Source organism: Flavobacteriales bacterium, from assembly GCA_025210295.1.
GTDB lineage: Bacteria > Bacteroidota > Bacteroidia > Flavobacteriales_D > Parvicellaceae > S010-51.
Map to the genome: position 1 here is coordinate 16039 of JAOASC010000033.1, position 17857 is coordinate 33895.

Annotated in this window: 14 protein-coding genes; 5 read left to right on the forward strand and 9 right to left on the reverse strand. The window is 29.4% G+C overall.

Annotated elements, in window-relative coordinates; all coding sequences use genetic code 11:
- The first annotated feature begins 360 nt into the window (after window positions 1-360).
- From N4A35_10265 to N4A35_10275, 3 genes are all read left to right on the forward strand, one after another.
- Window positions 361-1950, forward strand: a complete 1590-nt coding sequence (locus N4A35_10265; protein MCT4581791.1) for a hypothetical protein — start codon at window positions 361-363, stop codon at window positions 1948-1950.
- Window positions 1951-2047: 97 nt separating this feature from the next.
- On the forward strand, window positions 2048-2797 hold the full coding sequence (locus tag N4A35_10270; protein ID MCT4581792.1) for a response regulator: 750 nt from the start codon (window positions 2048-2050) through the stop codon (window positions 2795-2797).
- Between the two features lie 78 nt (window positions 2798-2875).
- Window positions 2876-3949, forward strand: coding sequence for a bifunctional 3-deoxy-7-phosphoheptulonate synthase/chorismate mutase type II (locus N4A35_10275; protein ID MCT4581793.1), 1074 nt, complete (start codon window positions 2876-2878; stop codon window positions 3947-3949).
- A 693-nt stretch (window positions 3950-4642) separates the two neighbouring features.
- Here N4A35_10275 and tpx read toward each other — a convergent pair.
- The 7 genes from tpx to N4A35_10310 all read right to left on the reverse strand — a co-directional run bounded on the left by tpx (window position 4643) and on the right by N4A35_10310 (window position 13500).
- Window positions 4643-5143, reverse strand: a complete 501-nt coding sequence (gene tpx / locus N4A35_10280; GenBank protein ID MCT4581794.1) for a thiol peroxidase — start codon at window positions 5141-5143, stop codon at window positions 4643-4645.
- A 48-nt stretch (window positions 5144-5191) separates the two neighbouring features.
- Window positions 5192-7066, reverse strand: a complete 1875-nt coding sequence (mnmG, locus tag N4A35_10285) for a tRNA uridine-5-carboxymethylaminomethyl(34) synthesis enzyme MnmG (GenBank protein ID MCT4581795.1) — start codon at window positions 7064-7066, stop codon at window positions 5192-5194.
- Between the two features lie 46 nt (window positions 7067-7112).
- Window positions 7113-7553 (reverse strand): rRNA maturation RNase YbeY, encoded by a 441-nt coding sequence (gene ybeY / locus N4A35_10290; protein MCT4581796.1) that lies wholly within the window; start codon window positions 7551-7553, stop codon window positions 7113-7115.
- 252 nt (window positions 7554-7805) lie between these two features.
- Window positions 7806-8600 carry a zinc-dependent peptidase gene (locus N4A35_10295; protein ID MCT4581797.1) on the reverse strand — a complete coding sequence of 265 codons (795 nt, stop codon included), beginning with the start codon at window positions 8598-8600 and terminating at the stop codon, window positions 7806-7808.
- A 121-nt stretch (window positions 8601-8721) separates the two neighbouring features.
- Window positions 8722-9591 carry a T9SS type A sorting domain-containing protein gene (locus tag N4A35_10300; GenBank protein MCT4581798.1) on the reverse strand — a complete coding sequence of 290 codons (870 nt, stop codon included), beginning with the start codon at window positions 9589-9591 and terminating at the stop codon, window positions 8722-8724.
- Between the two features lie 45 nt (window positions 9592-9636).
- Window positions 9637-10056 (reverse strand): ATP-binding protein, encoded by a 420-nt coding sequence (locus N4A35_10305; protein ID MCT4581799.1) that lies wholly within the window; start codon window positions 10054-10056, stop codon window positions 9637-9639.
- A 42-nt stretch (window positions 10057-10098) separates the two neighbouring features.
- Window positions 10099-13500 carry a hypothetical protein gene (locus tag N4A35_10310; GenBank protein ID MCT4581800.1) on the reverse strand — a complete coding sequence of 1134 codons (3402 nt, stop codon included), beginning with the start codon at window positions 13498-13500 and terminating at the stop codon, window positions 10099-10101.
- Between the two features lie 235 nt (window positions 13501-13735).
- Between N4A35_10310 and N4A35_10315 the strand changes: the two genes are divergently transcribed.
- Window positions 13736-14128: a DUF1987 domain-containing protein gene (locus N4A35_10315; GenBank protein ID MCT4581801.1), complete on the forward strand. Its 393-nt coding sequence runs from the start codon at window positions 13736-13738 to the stop codon at window positions 14126-14128.
- A 9-nt stretch (window positions 14129-14137) separates the two neighbouring features.
- Entirely contained in the window at window positions 14138-14737 is a 600-nt protein-coding gene (locus N4A35_10320; protein MCT4581802.1) for a thiamine phosphate synthase, read from the forward strand.
- Between the two features lie 205 nt (window positions 14738-14942).
- On the opposite strand, the gene purD is transcribed toward N4A35_10320, so the two are convergent.
- Window positions 14943-16220 (reverse strand): phosphoribosylamine--glycine ligase, encoded by a 1278-nt coding sequence (gene purD / locus N4A35_10325; protein MCT4581803.1) that lies wholly within the window; start codon window positions 16218-16220, stop codon window positions 14943-14945.
- A gap of 106 nt (window positions 16221-16326) precedes the next feature.
- Window positions 16327-17805 carry a hypothetical protein gene (locus tag N4A35_10330; protein MCT4581804.1) on the reverse strand — a complete coding sequence of 493 codons (1479 nt, stop codon included), beginning with the start codon at window positions 17803-17805 and terminating at the stop codon, window positions 16327-16329.
- Window positions 17806-17857 lie beyond the last annotated feature (52 nt).

Genomic DNA, 17857 nt, shown 5'->3' on the forward strand with positions numbered 1-17857 from the left:
AATTCGTTAATAAATAGTTACAAGGTTATTAACAAGATTAGGCATGGTGATTGTATAAACTGTTAATAACTGTGAATAAAAAGTAAAAAATAAATCTTGTTTAATTCAATTAATAATCCAGCTATAAAAACTTTTAATATAACTACTATAACTTATCAAAACTTTAAGTAAAATAAATAACAGGTTATACACAGTAAATTTGTAATTTTGAATAGTATATTTATTAACTGTTCATTATTTAAAAACTGTTTATTGAAATTGTTAATAACTCTATAACTCATTTAATTTTCAGCTTATTAAAGCTAAGGCAAATGTTAATTAAATGTTTATTTATTTTAATAAAAGATAAAAACAAACACATTGAAGAAAAGATTTACAACATATCAACATGCTAATAACAATAGTAAAAATTTTAAATTAAATTCTTTTTTTTATTTTTTAGTATTGATTGTTTATAACGTAGGTTTTGGATTTTTTCAAAATTTTAATGCTCAAGAAAAAATTGATCCAAATGGATACAATGTATTCTATTTTGAAAATTCTGATGTCAAGAGTAGTGAAGGATATTTGGAGAATGGAAAACCAAATCACTACTGGAAGACCTATTATGAAAATGGTAATTTGAAAACAGAAGGAAACAGAAAAGTGTTTCGTTTAGATAGCACCTGGAAATTTTATCGCGAAAATGGTTCTCTTGAAAAAGAAATTAGCTACGCTAATGATATCAAAGAAGGCCCAACCAATTATTATGATAGTTTAGGTCATCTAATTAAAATGGAGCAATTTTCTGAAAATTTAAAGAGTGGGGTAGCTAAGACCTATTATCCATCGGGTAAAATTAAAGAAGTTTATACCAATAAGGAAAACAAAAAAAATGGTGAACTTCGATTGTTTTCCGAAGATAGTTTGTTGATTAGAATAGCGAACTATGAAAATGGCTTTTTAAGAAATGAAGAATTGATCAATCGTTTTGATGAAGCTGGAAACAAAAATGGAGTTTGGAAAGAGTTTTATGCTAATGGAAAAGTAAAATGGGAGGGAAAATATTTACATGGAAAATTAAATGGTGTAGTTAAGGAGTATAAAAAGTCTGGAGGTTTAAAAGAATTAGTAAAGTTTGAAAATGGTCAATTAAATGAAAAAGCAGAAGAAGCAATATTTATTGAATTAAAACAAAAAGTAAACGCTGATGGAAGTTTATTAGTGGGAGGATATAAAGAAAATAAAAAACATGGGATTTTCAGATTATATGATTCTACCGATGTATTACTAAATAGTTTTGTTTATGATAGAGGAGTTTTATTAGCAGAAGGTTTATTAGATTCATCAGGTTTAAAACAAAAAACGTGGAAATATTATTACAACAATAAACAATTAAAATCTACTGGTAATTACGTAGATGGTAAAAAAGATGGGGAATGGATATTTTATCACAAGAATGGAGTAGTTCAGCAAAAAGGAAAATATGGTAAAGGTTTAGCTGAAGGTTTTTGGCAATGGTGGTATGATAATAAACAATTACACCGAGAAGAAACATTTAGGAGAGGGAAAGAAGATGGAGAAGTAATCGAATATGATACCCTTGGAAATGTTTTAACACATGGTGAATTTATTGATGGATTAAGAGAAGGAAAATGGCTTTACCATGTCAATGATCATCGAGAGGAGGGAGAATTTCGTGATGATTTAAAGCACGGTATTTGGCAAACTTTTTATAGCAATAATAAATTAGCTTTTAAAGGAGAATATATTAATGGTTTAGCTATTGAAAAGCATAAATATTATCATCCAAATGGTAAGTTGCATTGGGTAGGAGAATATTCCGCAGGATTTAAAGATGGAGAATGGAAAGAGTATAATGAGGAAGGCGTCTTAATATTTTCTATTGAATATGATCGGGGAAATGAAATAAAAATTGATGGATTTAAAATAAAGCCAATAAAAGACTAACTTATTAATTTTGACAAATTTATGATAATTTGTGCATAATAATTATTACCTTTGCTAAGTTTAAATAATTAAAATCATCGTTAAAAATAATAGATTAATGAGTAAAGCAAACATATTGGTCGTAGAAGATGAAAGTATTGTCTCTAAAGATATTCAATTAAGCTTAAAAAAATTAGGGTATAATGTAATAGGTTCTGCAACCACTGGAGCTAAAGCTATAGAAATGGCTTTAGAGCTACAGCCAGACATTATTTTAATGGACATTATGCTTAAGGGAGATATTAATGGTATTAGAGCTACTAAAAGAATTCAAACAAGAGCAAATATCCCAGTAATATATTTGACTGCTTACGCTGATGAGAACACATTAGAACGTGCTAAGGTAACACAGCCTTATGGTTATATTATTAAACCGTTTAAGGAAATCGATCTACAAACTTCTATCGAAATGGCTTTGTATAAGCATAAGAAGCAATTAGAGATTTTAGATGATAGAGACCGTTTGTATAGTATTGTTAATAATGAGTCAGTAGATTATATCTTTGTTAAGAATAATACACAACTAATCAAATTGAAAGCTGAAGATGTCTTGTATATTGAAGCTTTGAAAGATTATGTGAATATTGTAACAATTGAAAAGAAATACATGATTCATTCGACAATGAAGGCTATCAATGAAAAAATGCCATCAAGAGATTATGTAAGAATTCATCGTTCGTACATTGTTAGAATGGAGAAAATCAATAAGATAGATCATGCTGATTTATACATGGAGGGAGTAGATAAAGCTTTCCCAATTGGAGGATCTTATAGAGCAGATTTGTTAAGAAAAATTAATTTAATTTAATTCACATACTAAATAGCTTAAATAATAGTATTTTTAAAGGAAGTTTCGAAAGAGACTTCCTTTTTTATTTGATAGCATATGCAGTCTAATTCAATTTTTAGAAGAGATAATAATAAACATCAACCATTTTTGATAAGTGGTCCTTGTAGTGCCGAAACACCTGAGCAATTATTAACAACAGCTCAGCAATTAAAAGATAAAGTAAATTTAAGCGTTTTAAGAGCTGGAATTTGGAAACCAAGGACTAGGCCTAATTCTTTTGAAGGAATAGGAGAGGAGGCTTTAAAATGGCTTTTAGAAGTTAAAAAAGAACTAAACTTAAGTGCTACAGTTGAAGTTGCTAATGCTAAACATGTAGAATTAGCATTAAAACACGATGTTGATATTTTGTGGATTGGTGCTAGAACATCAGTGAATCCATTTTCTGTTCAGGAAATTGCTGATGTTTTAAAAGGGATAGATATTCCTGTAATGGTTAAAAATCCTATAAATCCAGATTTACAATTATGGATTGGAGCGATAGAGCGTATTCAAAATGTAGGTATCCACGAAATAGCTGCAATTCACAGAGGTTTTTCTGCTTATGGAATATCAACTTATCGGAACAAACCCATGTGGGAAATTCCAATTGAGTTAAAACGATTATATCCGGATTTACCAATAATCTGCGATCCAAGTCATATTGGTGGTAAACGCGATATGATAGCATCTATTTCTCAAAAGGCGATGGATTTAACTTTTGATGGGTTAATGATTGAATCTCATTATTTACCTGAAGAAGCTTGGAGTGATGCACAACAACAGGTTACACCAGGTGCTCTAAAGCAAATAATGGATCAACTCATTATTCGTGATGCTGCATTTAGTACAGATACTTTATTAGAGTTAAATAGCTTAAGAGCTAAAATAGACTCACTAGATGAAGTTATTTTAGATACTATTGCTAAACGTATGGATTTAATTGAATTGATAGGTGTGTTAAAGAAAGAGCAAAATATTCCAATTCTTCAAGTTGAACGTTGGAATGCTATTATTAAAACTTTTTCTGAATTAGCTCACGATTTAGAATTGAGTGAAAAGTTTATTGCTGAATTTTTGAATGCAATCCATACCGAATCAATTAGAAAGCAGACAGTGATTATGAATAAGTGATATTTTACGCTTAAAAATCATTTTAAGCTCTTTTAAGAGTATTTCTATTCGTTTATGATATCTAAGTATCAAATTAATGAGTTCTTTTATTAGAATTGAGATTTTTAAAATATTGATTATCAATAAGTTAAGTGTTGTTTTATTGTTTTTACTCAATTTTGACTAAAAAAAGCAAATTTTTATGTTTCACGTGGAACATAAAAATTTGCTTTTTTTAATTTTTCATATTTGCTATAAAACTATATTATGAAAAATAGTATTATCATTTCAATTTATTGCTCAAACAAAACCAGATCAATGTGATGTAGTTTTTAGTGGAAATAAAGAAGGTTTTATGAGTAAGAAAAATATTGAAAGGATAAAGAAAAATAGTTTTTACAATAAGTATATAGAAAGTGAAATTTTGAGATCTACAATTTATAATACTATTTGAGGTAGGATAGAGGTATGCTAACTTTTACTGATCCTTTTTTAAAAATAAGTATTAACCATAATAACTGAAAGAGTAGCTATTTTATTATGTATTGAGTTTAAAAGCAAAGAACGATAAAATAGAAATTTAAAATATTTATATAAGACGAATCGAAGCTTATAATGTTAATTGATTAAATAGATGTTTCACGTGAAACAATAAAAAAAGCCAATTCTTAAATAATTAGAATTGGCTTTTTAATATCGTAAGTTTAGATTAATTTACTTTAATGAATCTAATGCTTTTTGGTAATTAGGTTCATCAACTATTTCCTGAACTTGTTCTGTATAAATTATTTTATGTTCTTCATCTAAAATAATTATAGCTCTTGAAAATAGATTTTTTAACGGTCCATTTTTTATTGTTAGTTGATAATCCTTACCAAATTTTCCTTTATTAAAATCAGAAAGTGTTTCTACATTTTCTATTCCTTCAGCTCCACAAAATCTTGCTTGTGCAAAAGGTAAATCTCTTGAAATACATAAAACTTTTGTGTTTTCTAATTCACTTGCTTTCTTATTGAATTCTCTTACCGATTGTGCACATGTTCCAGTATCAATACTTGGAAATATATTTAAGATAACTCTTTGTCCTTTTAGTTGATTTAATTTAAACGTAGATAAATCATTCTTTATCATTTTAAACACTGGAGCTTTATTTCCAACTTTTGGGAGCTCTCCGATTGTTTTAATTTTGTTTCCTTTTAATGTGATTTCAGCCATGTTATTTTTCTTTTTATTAGTTATTGTTTCACGTGAAACATTGTATTATTATCTTCCTAAATAAATCATTAATATAGAAATATCAGAAGGTTTTATTCCGCTTATTCTAGATGCTTGCCCCAGCGTTTTTGGACGAATAGAATTTAGTTTTTCTTTAGACTCATTAGATAAAGAGGAAAATTGAAAGTAGTCAATATCATCAGATATTTTTACATATTCTAAGCGGGCTAATTTATCAGCTACTTCTTGTTCACGCTCTAAATATCCTCTATATTTTGTTTGTACTTCAGCTTGTTCTTTTATTGCTCTAACATTAGAATCTAAATTATTAATGTATTCATTCAACTTTGGACTCGCCTTAATAAAATCTTCTAAAACCATATTTGGACGTGCCAAAACATTATCCATTTTTACTTTTTGTTTTAATGGTGAAGAGTTTTTTTCTTCTAAAATTGGATTGATTTCTTCAGGAGCAATTGAAGTAGATTTTATGAATTTAATCAATTTATCTGTCTCTTCTTTTTTATGCAAAACTTGTTTTAAACGCTCGTCAGATGCTAAACCAATTGCATGCGATTTTTCGGTTAAACGAAGATCAGCATTGTCTTGTCTTAATAAGATTCTATACTCAGCTCTAGAAGTAAACATACGGTAAGGTTCTTCTGTTCCTTTAGTAATTAAATCATCAATTAAAACTCCAATATAAGCTTCAGCTCTGGATAAGGTAAATGGTTCTTTTTCTTTTACTTTTAAGGCTGCATTTATACCTGCCATTAATCCTTGACTGGCTGCTTCTTCGTAACCTGTTGTTCCGTTGATTTGACCACTGAAATATAACCCCTCAACTAACTTTGTTTCTAAAGTATGTTTCAATTGAGTAGGAGGGAAGTAATCGTATTCTATAGCATAACCTGGTCTAAACATTTTTGCATTTTCAAATCCAGGAATCATTCGCAATGCTTTTTGTTGAACATCTTCAGGTAAGCTTGTACTAAAACCATTAATGTAATATTCTATGGTGTTCCATCCTTCTGGTTCAGCAAAAATTTGATGTCTTTCTCGATGAGCAAATCGATTAATTTTATCTTCTATAGAAGGACAATATCTTGGTCCAACACTTTTGATTGCTCCATTAAACATTGGCGAACGATCAAATCCAGTTCGTAACATTTCATGAACTTCTTGATTCGTATAAGTGATAAAACAACTTTTCTGCTCTTCTAAAAATTGGGTTTCATTACTATAAGAAAACTTCATTGGATTTTCATCTCCAGCTTGTTCTTCCATTTTAGAAAAGTCAATTGTTCTTCCATCTACTCTTGGAGGAGTTCCTGTTTTCATTCTTCCAGATTCAAAACCGAGTTGAATTAAATCTTCCGTAATTCCAAAAGCAGCACGTTCACCCATACGACCACCACCAAATTGTTTTTCGCCAAGATGAATGGTCCCGTTTAAAAATGTACCAGAATTTAAGATAACAGTTTTGGCGCGAACCTCCATTCCAATTCCAGTTTTTACACCTTTAATGACATTATTCTCGACAATAACTCCAGTTACCATATCTTGCCAAAAATCAAGGTTAGGTAAGCCCTCCAAAGTTAAACGCCATGTTCTAGAAAATAACATTCTATCACATTGCGCTCTTGGACTCCACATTGCAGGTCCCTTACTTAGATTTAAAAGCTTAAATTGTATGGCACTTTTATCAGTTATAATACCAGTATAACCACCTAATGCATCAATTTCTTTTACAATTTGTCCTTTGGCAATACCTCCAATTGCAGGGTTACAACTCATTTGTCCAATGGTTTCCATATTCATGGTAATCATTAGTGTTTTACAACCCAAATTTGCAGCAGCAGCAGCAGCTTCATTTCCAGCATGTCCACCACCAACTACTATTACATCATATTCTTGTAACATATTTATCTATTCAAATTTAGTATGTTTTATTTTAATATACTGATAATCAGTTGTTTGTTTTTAATTTTTGATTTAATTCTAAAGCAAAATCTTCCATTTTACGCATTTGTTGAGCATCAGCTTCACTTTTATCTTTATAGCCCATTAGATGTAAAAGACCATGTGCCATTACTCTTTTTAACTCATTTTTAAACGATTTCTCGAAAGTTTGAGCATTTTCCTTAATTCTATCTATAGAAATAAAAATATCGCCTGAAATCGCATTATTTTCACAATAATCGAAGGTAATAACATCAGTGTAGTAATCGTGGTTTAAATGTTCTCTATTGACTTCTAATAAATAATCATCAGAGCAAAAGATATAATTCAATTCTTCAATTGTTTTATCTTCTGTATGCGCTAATTCAGTCAACCAATTTCTAACTTTCTTCTTTTTCTTGATTTTAAAATCGATTGCTTCAATATGAAAAAAAATAGTTTTGCTCATGTTTTGCGTAATTGTTTTGCAAAACTAATTCATTTAGATTCGTTAAACTATTTTTTAAAGAAATACTATAAACGGAGAAGTGTGTAGAATTGATTAACCTAAACGCTATATAATTTTTGAATACAGTTTATTTTGAATTTTATTTTATCCCAATATAGATAATCATCTTGAATACTTTTTAATAATCCATTTATTTGTAATTCAGGAACTTTTTATTCAAGTATACTGATTGTAGTACATAACTACTCATCCCTATCTAAACCTCTCAGCCATATCTTGTTTAAAAATATGTTCTAGTTTTTGATAGAGTTCAGGGTGTTTTTTTTCTAACAGTTTTGGGCGTTCAAAAAAGTATTCTCCAGCGACTGAGAAAAATTCCATTTCGTTGGTCGCTCCGTATTCATGAATATCAGATTGTTTGGTTTTAATTAAAGCAATTTGTTGGTAAATGTATTCTAACCATGGAATTTGATTAGGTTCTTCCAGTAATAAAGTTGGAATTCCATCAACTAATCCGTCAGCTTTATCTATTAGATGAATAAACTCGTGAATGGCTGTATTTCGTTTATCTGTTTCGTTAGAAAAACCATGATGCAAAGCTGCTTTGCTCAGCAACATTTTCCCCTCCATATATCCTGTTCCAACCAAGCCTTTAATGTTTCGAAGTGGACCAGAGGTTTTAAAGTCCATATTAAAGTTATCGGGGTATAGAATCACTTCTTTTAAGTTTTGATATTGCCAATTTTTAAAAGCGAAAATTGGAATAATAGCACTTGCTGCAATTAATACTTTATCGATTTCATCAACAGTTGTATCTACTCCAATAATTTCTACATTGATTAAAAATTCTTCAACTTTATATTCAAATTCTAGCTTTTCAGTAGGGGTTAGTTTATTGTAAAATTTAACCTTTTTGATGAGTATTTTTTGATGCTGTAGAGCTAACTTTTTTTCGGGTTGTTTCCAATGATTTCGGTTTGAATTTTTATAGACATTAACTAAAACAACAACAATTAATGAGACCGATAAAACGTAAATGGTTACCATACAAGTTTATTTACTATAGTTAGTTGCATATTATTATAGAGCTTTGTCAATTCGAGTGAATTTTTACGATTGAAATGAGTAAAATTTGTATCGAGAAAAAGCTATTGTTATTAGCACTTAATTAAATAAACACTTTTCTTGAAATAATTTGACCATCAATTGTATAGTTGATCATATATATACCTCTTGAATATTGGCTAAAATCAATGGGGTTTAAATTATTTTCACCTGCTGTTAAAACAGTATTATTGGTATAAATTACCTGGCCATTAAGGTTCATAACAGTGGTAGTAATTGGTTGAGATTTTTCTACAAAAAGTGAAGTGTTAATCCAATTCTCATGACGAATAATTTTTAAACTATTGTCAATAGCTACTATTGAGTTTTGTTCAATTACGTCACTAGAAGCATCTTCTTGAATCACTAATTGTTTGAGGTGAATTTCGTCACCAGAAGTTGTTCCATTATTATCGGATTGATTGGCTGCTACATAAAAAGTAATATCGCCTTCTGGATTAGTTGGAGCAACCCAATCAAAATTCCAAGTTGTTAAACCATTTCCAGAAGAAGTATGCGTAACATAAGTTCGACCACCTCCAATTCTCAATTGCGTATTTGTAGCATCTGTAATGGTAAAAGAACCTATATTGGTATCATCAGAATTTCTTAGTGCGACAATTTCAAAACCGTTTTTGGGAGAAGGTGCGGTTGGTAATGCTACAGTAATGGTATACGTTGATCCTGGAATGTATTTGTTATTAGCACCAGAAAAAGTAATATTGGTAACAGAAGAATTAGGTATGGCAAATCCCCCATGACATTGTGTACAATTAAATTCTCCTGGAGCTCCAGTTTTTCCTGGATCTGCACCACCAGAATATAAAGCATCAAAGTGATTATAGACACCGATTGTTTCAATATTTTTTGTAAAAGAAAAAAGGGCTATAGTGGATAGACCAACTATAGATGATAGTAGTGTTTTTGTGTTCATGTAAAGTGTTTTTTAGCGTTTTAATTCTAAAAAAGTACAAAAAAATTATAAGATATGAAAAGTTAATTCTACCACTCTACCATCATTGTCAAAATTAATTTCGTCGGCTAAATTTTTCATGAGAAAAATTCCTCTACCATTGGGGTTTTCAATATTTTCTGGACTTGTTGGATCAGGTAAATCATAAAAATTAAAACCTTTACCCTCATCTTCAACTTTAAAAGTTATTTTGTGTTCTTCAGTAGTACAGCTTACAGTTGTTTCTTTAGAAGCATCCAATTGATTGCCGTGATGTATTGCATTGTTAACAGCCTCAGTAAGCGCTATTAAAATATTTCCGTAGTTATCTTCTTGTACTTTTAATTCATCACATACTTCATCGACTAATTTTTCGACAAGGTGAATGTTTTCAGCTTGTGATGGAAAGTTTATTTTTTGCGCGTAGGAAAGTAATTCTGTTGGCATATTCATAATGTTATTAAAGTATATGAAATACAATAGAATGGTTTATTTTTCTATTTTTTCGAAGTACTCATTTACTTTGTTTTTATAGTAAGGTCTTAGTGAAGGAGGAATTGTTTTTAATAATTCAATCTCTTTCTCCTTCTTCCTTTTATACTCATTATATTGTGTAGGGTTACTAAATTTTTGATTTTTTGCTTCATTACTCTTTCTTTTTTTGTCGTATTCCTGTTCTCTTTGTGCTTTTTCGTGCTCTAATAAACGGACAGTAATTTCTTGTTGACGTTTAATTGTTTCTGCATTAATACGTTTATTGATAAGGTCTTCTTCAACTTTTTCCATTTCCTTGGCAATCTTTTTTAAGCCATTTCCATTTCCAGAGCCATCTTCATTCATTTTTTTAGATAAATCTTGTATTTGTTTTCTTAACGCAGCTTGCTGAGCAGCCATTTGGGCAAATTGTTTACTCGAGGGTTGACCTCCAGAACCAGGCATACCATCAGGACCTGGTTTTCCTCCAGGTTTCTGTCCAGGTTTATCTCCGGGTTTTTGTCCACCAGGTTTCTTGCCCTTTTCCATAGCATCTTTCATTTTTTGCAATTGTTCTTCCATTTTCTTTTGCATATTTTTCATGCTTTGAGGAGATGGGGAACCTTGTCCACTTCCACCAGGTTTATTACAACTTCCACTACCAGGCATCTTACTTTTTTGCTGTGCTTGCATTTGTTGTAAAGCTTCATCAAATAGAAGTGCTAAGTTATTAGCAGAAGTCATGGTGTATTGTTGTTTTGCAGTAGCTTGAGATGTTCGTCTATCAGATATAAATGAAAGTGACTGTTCAATGCTTGCATTCATTTCATTAACTTCTTTATTAATGTATGGACTCAATTGAACAATACGTTTACTTAAAGCAAAAAGAGAATCTTCTAGTAATTGCGCATCGTCTTTTAATTTACGTTGCTGTTGTCCTAATTTTACATATTTAGGATCCTTATAATTGACTTGCTTAAGTGAAGCCATTACTGTTTCTTGTTCTAGCGAAAAAGTAATCAAATTTTCCAGTAATTGTTTTAAAGCCTGCATATCTTCTTCAGCTTGTTCTTGCTGTTGTTGTGCCTGCATAGCACTCATTTTTTGAGCCAATTCTTGCATTTTTTTTGCAGCAGATTGTTGAGATTTGGATGCTTTTTTATTTTTCTTTTGTCCTAATTCTTCTTGACTTTGTTGTTGATCTTGTTCTATAGATTGCTCTTGTTCATTGGTATCTCCTAAGTCGTGTTTATTTTCGAGTTCTTCATTTAGTTTTTCCAACTCGTCCATTTCTTGCTGAATCTTATCAAATGCTTTATTGAGTTGTTCCTGTTTTTTATTGAGTTCAAAATTTGATTCTTCTTTATTTTTTGTTTTTTCAGAAAGTTCTTCTTGTTTTTTAGCTAAATCATCCAATCGATCGGTAATGTTTTCTAATTTTTCTTCGAATTCTAATTGTTTGAATTGTTCTAATGAACGATCTAATTCTTTAAGAATATCTTCGTTATTCATTTCGATTTCATCCAATTTATTTAACAACTGATCTTTATTCATCTCCTCCATCATTTTTTGAAGTTCTTCATACAATTTTTTCATTTCATCAGTCATTAACTCATCGAAGAGTTTATTCAATTGTTCTTGTTTTTCAAGAATTTCTTGTTCTTGTTCAGACAATTGATTTTGCTCAAAATTGTTCAACTCGTTTTGTTGTTGAATGTTCTCTAATTTATTTTGAAGGGACTCCTGATGTTCCAAAAATTGTTGGATTCTGTTTTTATCTTGCCAGTCTGGATTTTGTTTTTCTAATAGATTTTTTTGGATGTCATCTAATTCTTTTTTCAGCTTTTCAACTTCATCTAAGCTACTGTTTAATTCATCTTTAATTTTTGCTTTATTCTCATCTACTTTATCAGCTAGTTCATCTTTAGTTGGAATAGTATAAATTTTGGTTTGGGTACGAGAAGATTTAGCTCCATTAATGGCATCATTATCCCAGACTTGAAAAAAGTATTCTATTTTGCTACCAGCTTCCAATTCTAAAGTGGTAAAATCGATAAAATGAAAATAGGTTTCTTTATTAAAGGTTTTGGTTACAGCTAGATTTTGCTTAGTATATTCTGATGTTGTTTTTTCGTTTACAATTCGGTATTTAAATTGCAATTGAGAGAAACCATAATCATCTGCTATGGAACCGTTAAAATAACGAATAAAAGGATTTACCGAATCTCTAGATTCTTGCATCTTAATAGTTGGGTTTTGATCTTTTATAGCAGTGATATAATAAGCAATAGAATCTTTTCCAATTGTAAATTCATTTTTGGTGATAATGGTGTAGTTCGTGTTTTTAAATAGAGGAGAATAGAAATGAAATTCGTTATTATTCAGGGGTTTTAATTGAATTAATGAATCTGGAAAACGTAAGGCTAATTCCTCCGTATTTTTAGTGTTAAAATGCCATTTTATTTTAGTTCCTTCTGGTACTATAAGATCACCAATATTTTCTACCGTTTTGTCTTGTTGTTGTGTGTAGTTAGGAAAATCTAAATCAACACTAAAATTCATCAAAGAAGGATTAGGAATCGTTTTTAAATGATATGCTTTTGATTCAAAACTTTCGGCAGTAAAATGGAAAGTTTTATCCTCTTGAATATTTCTAAAAGTATAAGAAAATTCTGTATTTGTTACTTTATTAAGTTTTTGTGGTCGACTATTAATATTAATAAAAACTACATTAGGAATATAGGCTCCTTTTATTTTTATTTTTAACTCATAGTCTTCTTGTTGTATAACTTCTAATTTTTCGTTTAAAAGTATAAAATCAAAAGGTGCTGCAGCTACAATTTCTTGATTGTAATGAATTAATCGATCGGTACTTGTAGTAATAATTTTTACATTCCAAAGTGCAATTATTCCGACAATTAAAAAAGGAATAATGAGGTATTTAAGGTATTTTTTATTTTCTGAGAAATCAATAGCACTATTAAAAGGTATGGGTTCTAATTGTTGAATACGTTGGTCAATACTAGCATTAATTAAACTCAATTGAGCAGGAGGAATATTTGCTTTATTTTCTGAAAGTTGTAATGTATTGATGAGTTTATCTTTGACATCACTAAAGTGGTTTCCTACAATCTTGGCAGCTTGTTCATAACTAATAGCATTACCTATTTTATATAAATTAAACAGTGGAATTAAGATGTAGTAAATAAAGACTCCAAGAGCTAAAAATAAATAGCTGTAAAAAAGTACAGATCTTCCTAAAATATCGAATTGGGAAACATACTCAATTAAAATGAATAAAATAAAAAATCCAGCCAATAAACTAGCACTATAAATACCTCCTTTAATAAGGCGATTTTTATAATACTTCCTGATAAAAGCATCTAATTTTAATATGAGTTGATTGATTTGCTGCACAAATTTATTTTACTGTACGGAGGATGAACAAAAAAGTTCAATAGTCCATAGAACAAATATACAATTTTAAGTACACATTAATAAAATCATAAAATTGTTAAGAAGTTGCTTGATTGTTAAAAAACTTGGCTAAAAATTATTTTTTTTGATTAAAAATTAAGAACTTAGGCATCCATTCAGTTAATTATAAAGAGATTTGGATGGCTTAGGCAAGTGAAAATTATAAAAGTGAAGTATGGAAAATCTTTATATTGAAGCAACAGAGTCTACTCCTTATGTGAATTTTAACTACGAAACAGGAGAATTTATATTGGAAGGAAAATCTGTTCCAACTGCTGCTAAAGAGTTTTATAAAGAAATTTTAGATTGGTTAGATGAATATGTAGAAAATCCACAGGATTCTACTAATTTATCGTTAAAGTTAGATTATTTTAATATTGTTTCTTCTAAACGAATATTATATATACTTTACAAACTAAATGAATTAGTTGAAAAGGGGTATAGCGTTAATTTAGAATGGCATTATCATGAAGACGAAGACGATATGTTAGAGGTAGGACAAGATTTTGCATTTATGGTGAAGATTCCTTTTAAATTTATTGAGTATAATCCTTTTGCTGAGGCTTAAGTTATTCTTATGCAAATTGTCATTTTTTCGGCTCCTGATAATTTTAAAGGTGAGCTGGAAATAGTTAAGCAATTATTAATACACAATGTTATTTTTCATTTAAGAAAACCTGGTATTTCTTATGAAAATTTGGTGACTTATTTATCTGAAATCCCAAGTGTTTTTCATTCCAAAATAGTTATTCATCAACACATTGAAGTATTGGAAAAATTTCAATTAAAAGGCTTTCACTGTACACGTAAATTTTTAGGTCAACATGGAAAAAATGTACAAAAAATAAGGAAAAAGTATTCAGGTTATTCCTTTTCCAAAAGCTGTCATACTTTAGAAGAACTCGATGCTATTAATGGCTATCATTATGTGTTTCTAAGCCCTGTTTTTGATAGTATTTCAAAAGCTCATTATTCTTCCAATTATTCTTTAGACGCTATTAATAGTGTATTAAAAAACAAAGTAACACCAGTAATTGCACTTGGAGGAATAAACCACAAAAATATATTGCAGTTACTAAAAAGTAACTTTAGTGGTATTGCCGTTTTAGGATATATTTGGAATAGCAGTCAACCGCTTGAAAACTTTAAAAAGTTGAACAAATTACTTACTCTTTAAATAGTATTAACTAATTGATATTGGTATAGTCATAGAAATAACTCCTCATTTTGAAAAACGATACGATAATGTACATTGTTTACCAGTAAAAAAAATCCCATTTATGATTCATTTTACCATCAATAATGTTGATAAAATTATTACTGTTAGAGCAATTTTACATACTTCTATTAGCCCTAAAAATTGGAAAAAATAGAAAATTTACCTACTCTTTAACCAAATCAAAACCGATATCTTTTCTGTAGTTTTTACCCTCAAAATTAATTTTATCGATGGTTGTATAAGATTTTTCTAATGCAGTAGGAATATCTTTTCCATAAGAAGAAATGGCCATTACTCTACCACCATTAGTTAATACATTAGCATTATCTAATTTTGTTCCTGCGTGAAAAACAATGCTATCATCTGTTTCGTTTAACCCTGTAACTTTTTTACCTTTTTCGTAGGCTTCTGGATAACCTTCTGAAACAAGCATGACAGTAGTAGCGGTTCTAGGATCAATTTTAATGTCTCTTTCAGATAGCGTACCTGTTGCTATACCATCAAAAAGCTCTAATAAATCTGATTTTAGTCGTAACATAACAACTTCAGTTTCAGGATCTCCCATTCTGCAATTATATTCAATTACATAAGGATCTTTTTTAACGTTAATTAACCCAAAGAAAATAAAACCAGAATATTCTATTTCTTCTTTTTTAAGTCCTTTGATGGTAGGGATGATAATTTGATTTTCTACTTTGTCTAAAAAGTCTTTATTTGCAAATGAAACAGGAGATATAGCTCCCATTCCTCCAGTATTTAACCCGGTATCTTTTTCACCAATTCTTTTATAATCCTTAGCAGCAGGAAGAATTTTGTATGAAGTACCATCGGTTACAACAAAAACGCTCACTTCAATACCATCTAAAAACTCTTCGATAACAACCGTATCACTAGCTGCACCAAATTTACCATTTAGCATTTCTTTTAGTTCAGCTTTTGCGTCTCCAAGGTCTTCTAAAATAAGTACACCTTTACCTGCTGCCAATCCATCTGCTTTCAGTACATAAGGAGCTTTCATCTTATCCAAAAATGCTAAGCCTTCTTCAAGATTATCTTTATTTACAGAAAAGTATTTAGCTGTAGGTATGTTGTGTCTTTTCATAAAGGCCTTAGAAAAGTCTTTACTACCTTCCAATTGAGCCCCTTCTTTTTTAGGACCAATAATACAAATATCCTTTAGTTCTTCTTCTTCAGCAAAAAAATCATGAATACCATTAACTAGCGGAGCTTCTGGACCTACAACAACAATTTTTATTGCCTTTTCAAGACAAAATTTACCAATTGCCCCAAAATCGTTAATATCTAGATCTACATTTGTCCCCTCTTTATCTGTTCCAGCATTACCTGGAGCTATAAAAAGTTTTTCTAATTGCGAACTTTGATTTAATTTCCAAGCAATAGCATGTTCTCTTCCTCCAGAACCAATAATTAATACATTCATTTTGCTAAAATTTTAGACAAAAATACTAAAGAATTGATTATGAGTAATTAGCTTTTAATTAGCAAAAGGAGAAAGATTTAAACAATTTATGATCATTAATACAAGATTATATTTTAATCTCTTTTATGGTATTTAGCAAAAATAGATAAGGATCTTGTTGTTTTACTTTAGCCAGAAACCATGAATAAAAAGCTGTTTTTTTAATTTCATTATCCACACTTACTACATTCGATTTTTTTGAAATAGTTAGAAGGTTTTTTTCTTGTACACTTGTTGGATCCTCTATGTATTTTTTAAATAATTTTAGAAAATATATGATGTCTTTATATTGAGGTAATTCTACAAGTTCTGTATTATTTTTTATGATGCTGTTAATCCTATTTAAGGCAATATCATCTTTTCCCATTTCTAATTGTAGAAGCATTTCAATAGAATTCTTTTTAAAAACCCATTCTTGCCCCATTATTTTTTTATACCAACCATCGGAGTGGTGCATTTGAATAAAAAACTTATTTGCTTTTTTATATGCTTTATGATAAGAATAATAAGTCAATAAATTCAATTTTAAATTTAATTCATCAACGTTCGATATTTTAGGTGTGGTTTCCAAATAATCTTCAATAATTTGAATCGCGTTATTGAGTTGGTTAGACAAAAAGAAAATAGAAGATTTTAATGCTATTGTTTTTGCAAAGTAAAATTTGTATTGAGCCAAATTATAGGCTTTTAAAGCACTTTCTAATTCATTGATGTATACTAAACTTTCCTTTAGTTTTTGGTTTCTATACAACGAATGTGATAATATGTATAATATTCTCAATTGATATTCCAATGTATGGATTGTAAAACTATTTTGTTGTTGGGTAGTACGATAAAGATTCAAAGCAATAGGCTCTAATTTTCTTATGTCTCTATTGTAAAGTAATGAACCTCTAACTAACTCTAGATAATTACAAACTTGTTTAGGATGTTGATAGAAAGAAGGGTGATTAATATTGATATCTTCTTGAATTTCTTCAATGAGAGATGCTAGTGATTGAGTAGCGACAGTAGTCTTAAATAATTGTAATCTTTTTCTAGCAATTGCTAAAGTATCTATTAATAATTCTTCTTGATCTAGATTTACTTTTATAGCATTTTTTTTCGCTATCAATGCATTCAAATTTATAGTATGATTAGTATGAGAAAACTCTAGCATTAAAATGTAAATGGCATATAAATTTTTATAATTTTTAATTTCAACAGCTTTCTTTTCTACTTTGGCAAGATAGCTCCAAGCCTCTTTTTCGAGTTGATTGTTAAATAGAAAACGACAAAGATTAATTTCATTTAAAATTTCACTTTCTTTTGTGGTATCTGTCTCTACTTGTTTTAAATAAGTGAATAAGATAAGTTCTTTCTTAATTCGATTTCTTATCGCATGGTAATTATTAGCCTTTTCTATTTTGGGCTTTACATTATTAATTAAAGCTTCACAAACTTGAATGTCTTTTCTATTGGCTTTTCTCTTTTTTCTATCCAAGAATAATAAAAATTCTTTTTTCTCTGATTTTGATAAAGTATTAAATATCTTTTCAATAAACATAAAATAATTAAAAATTTACTATTTAATTAGTAATGTGATAGTTATGTGTTTT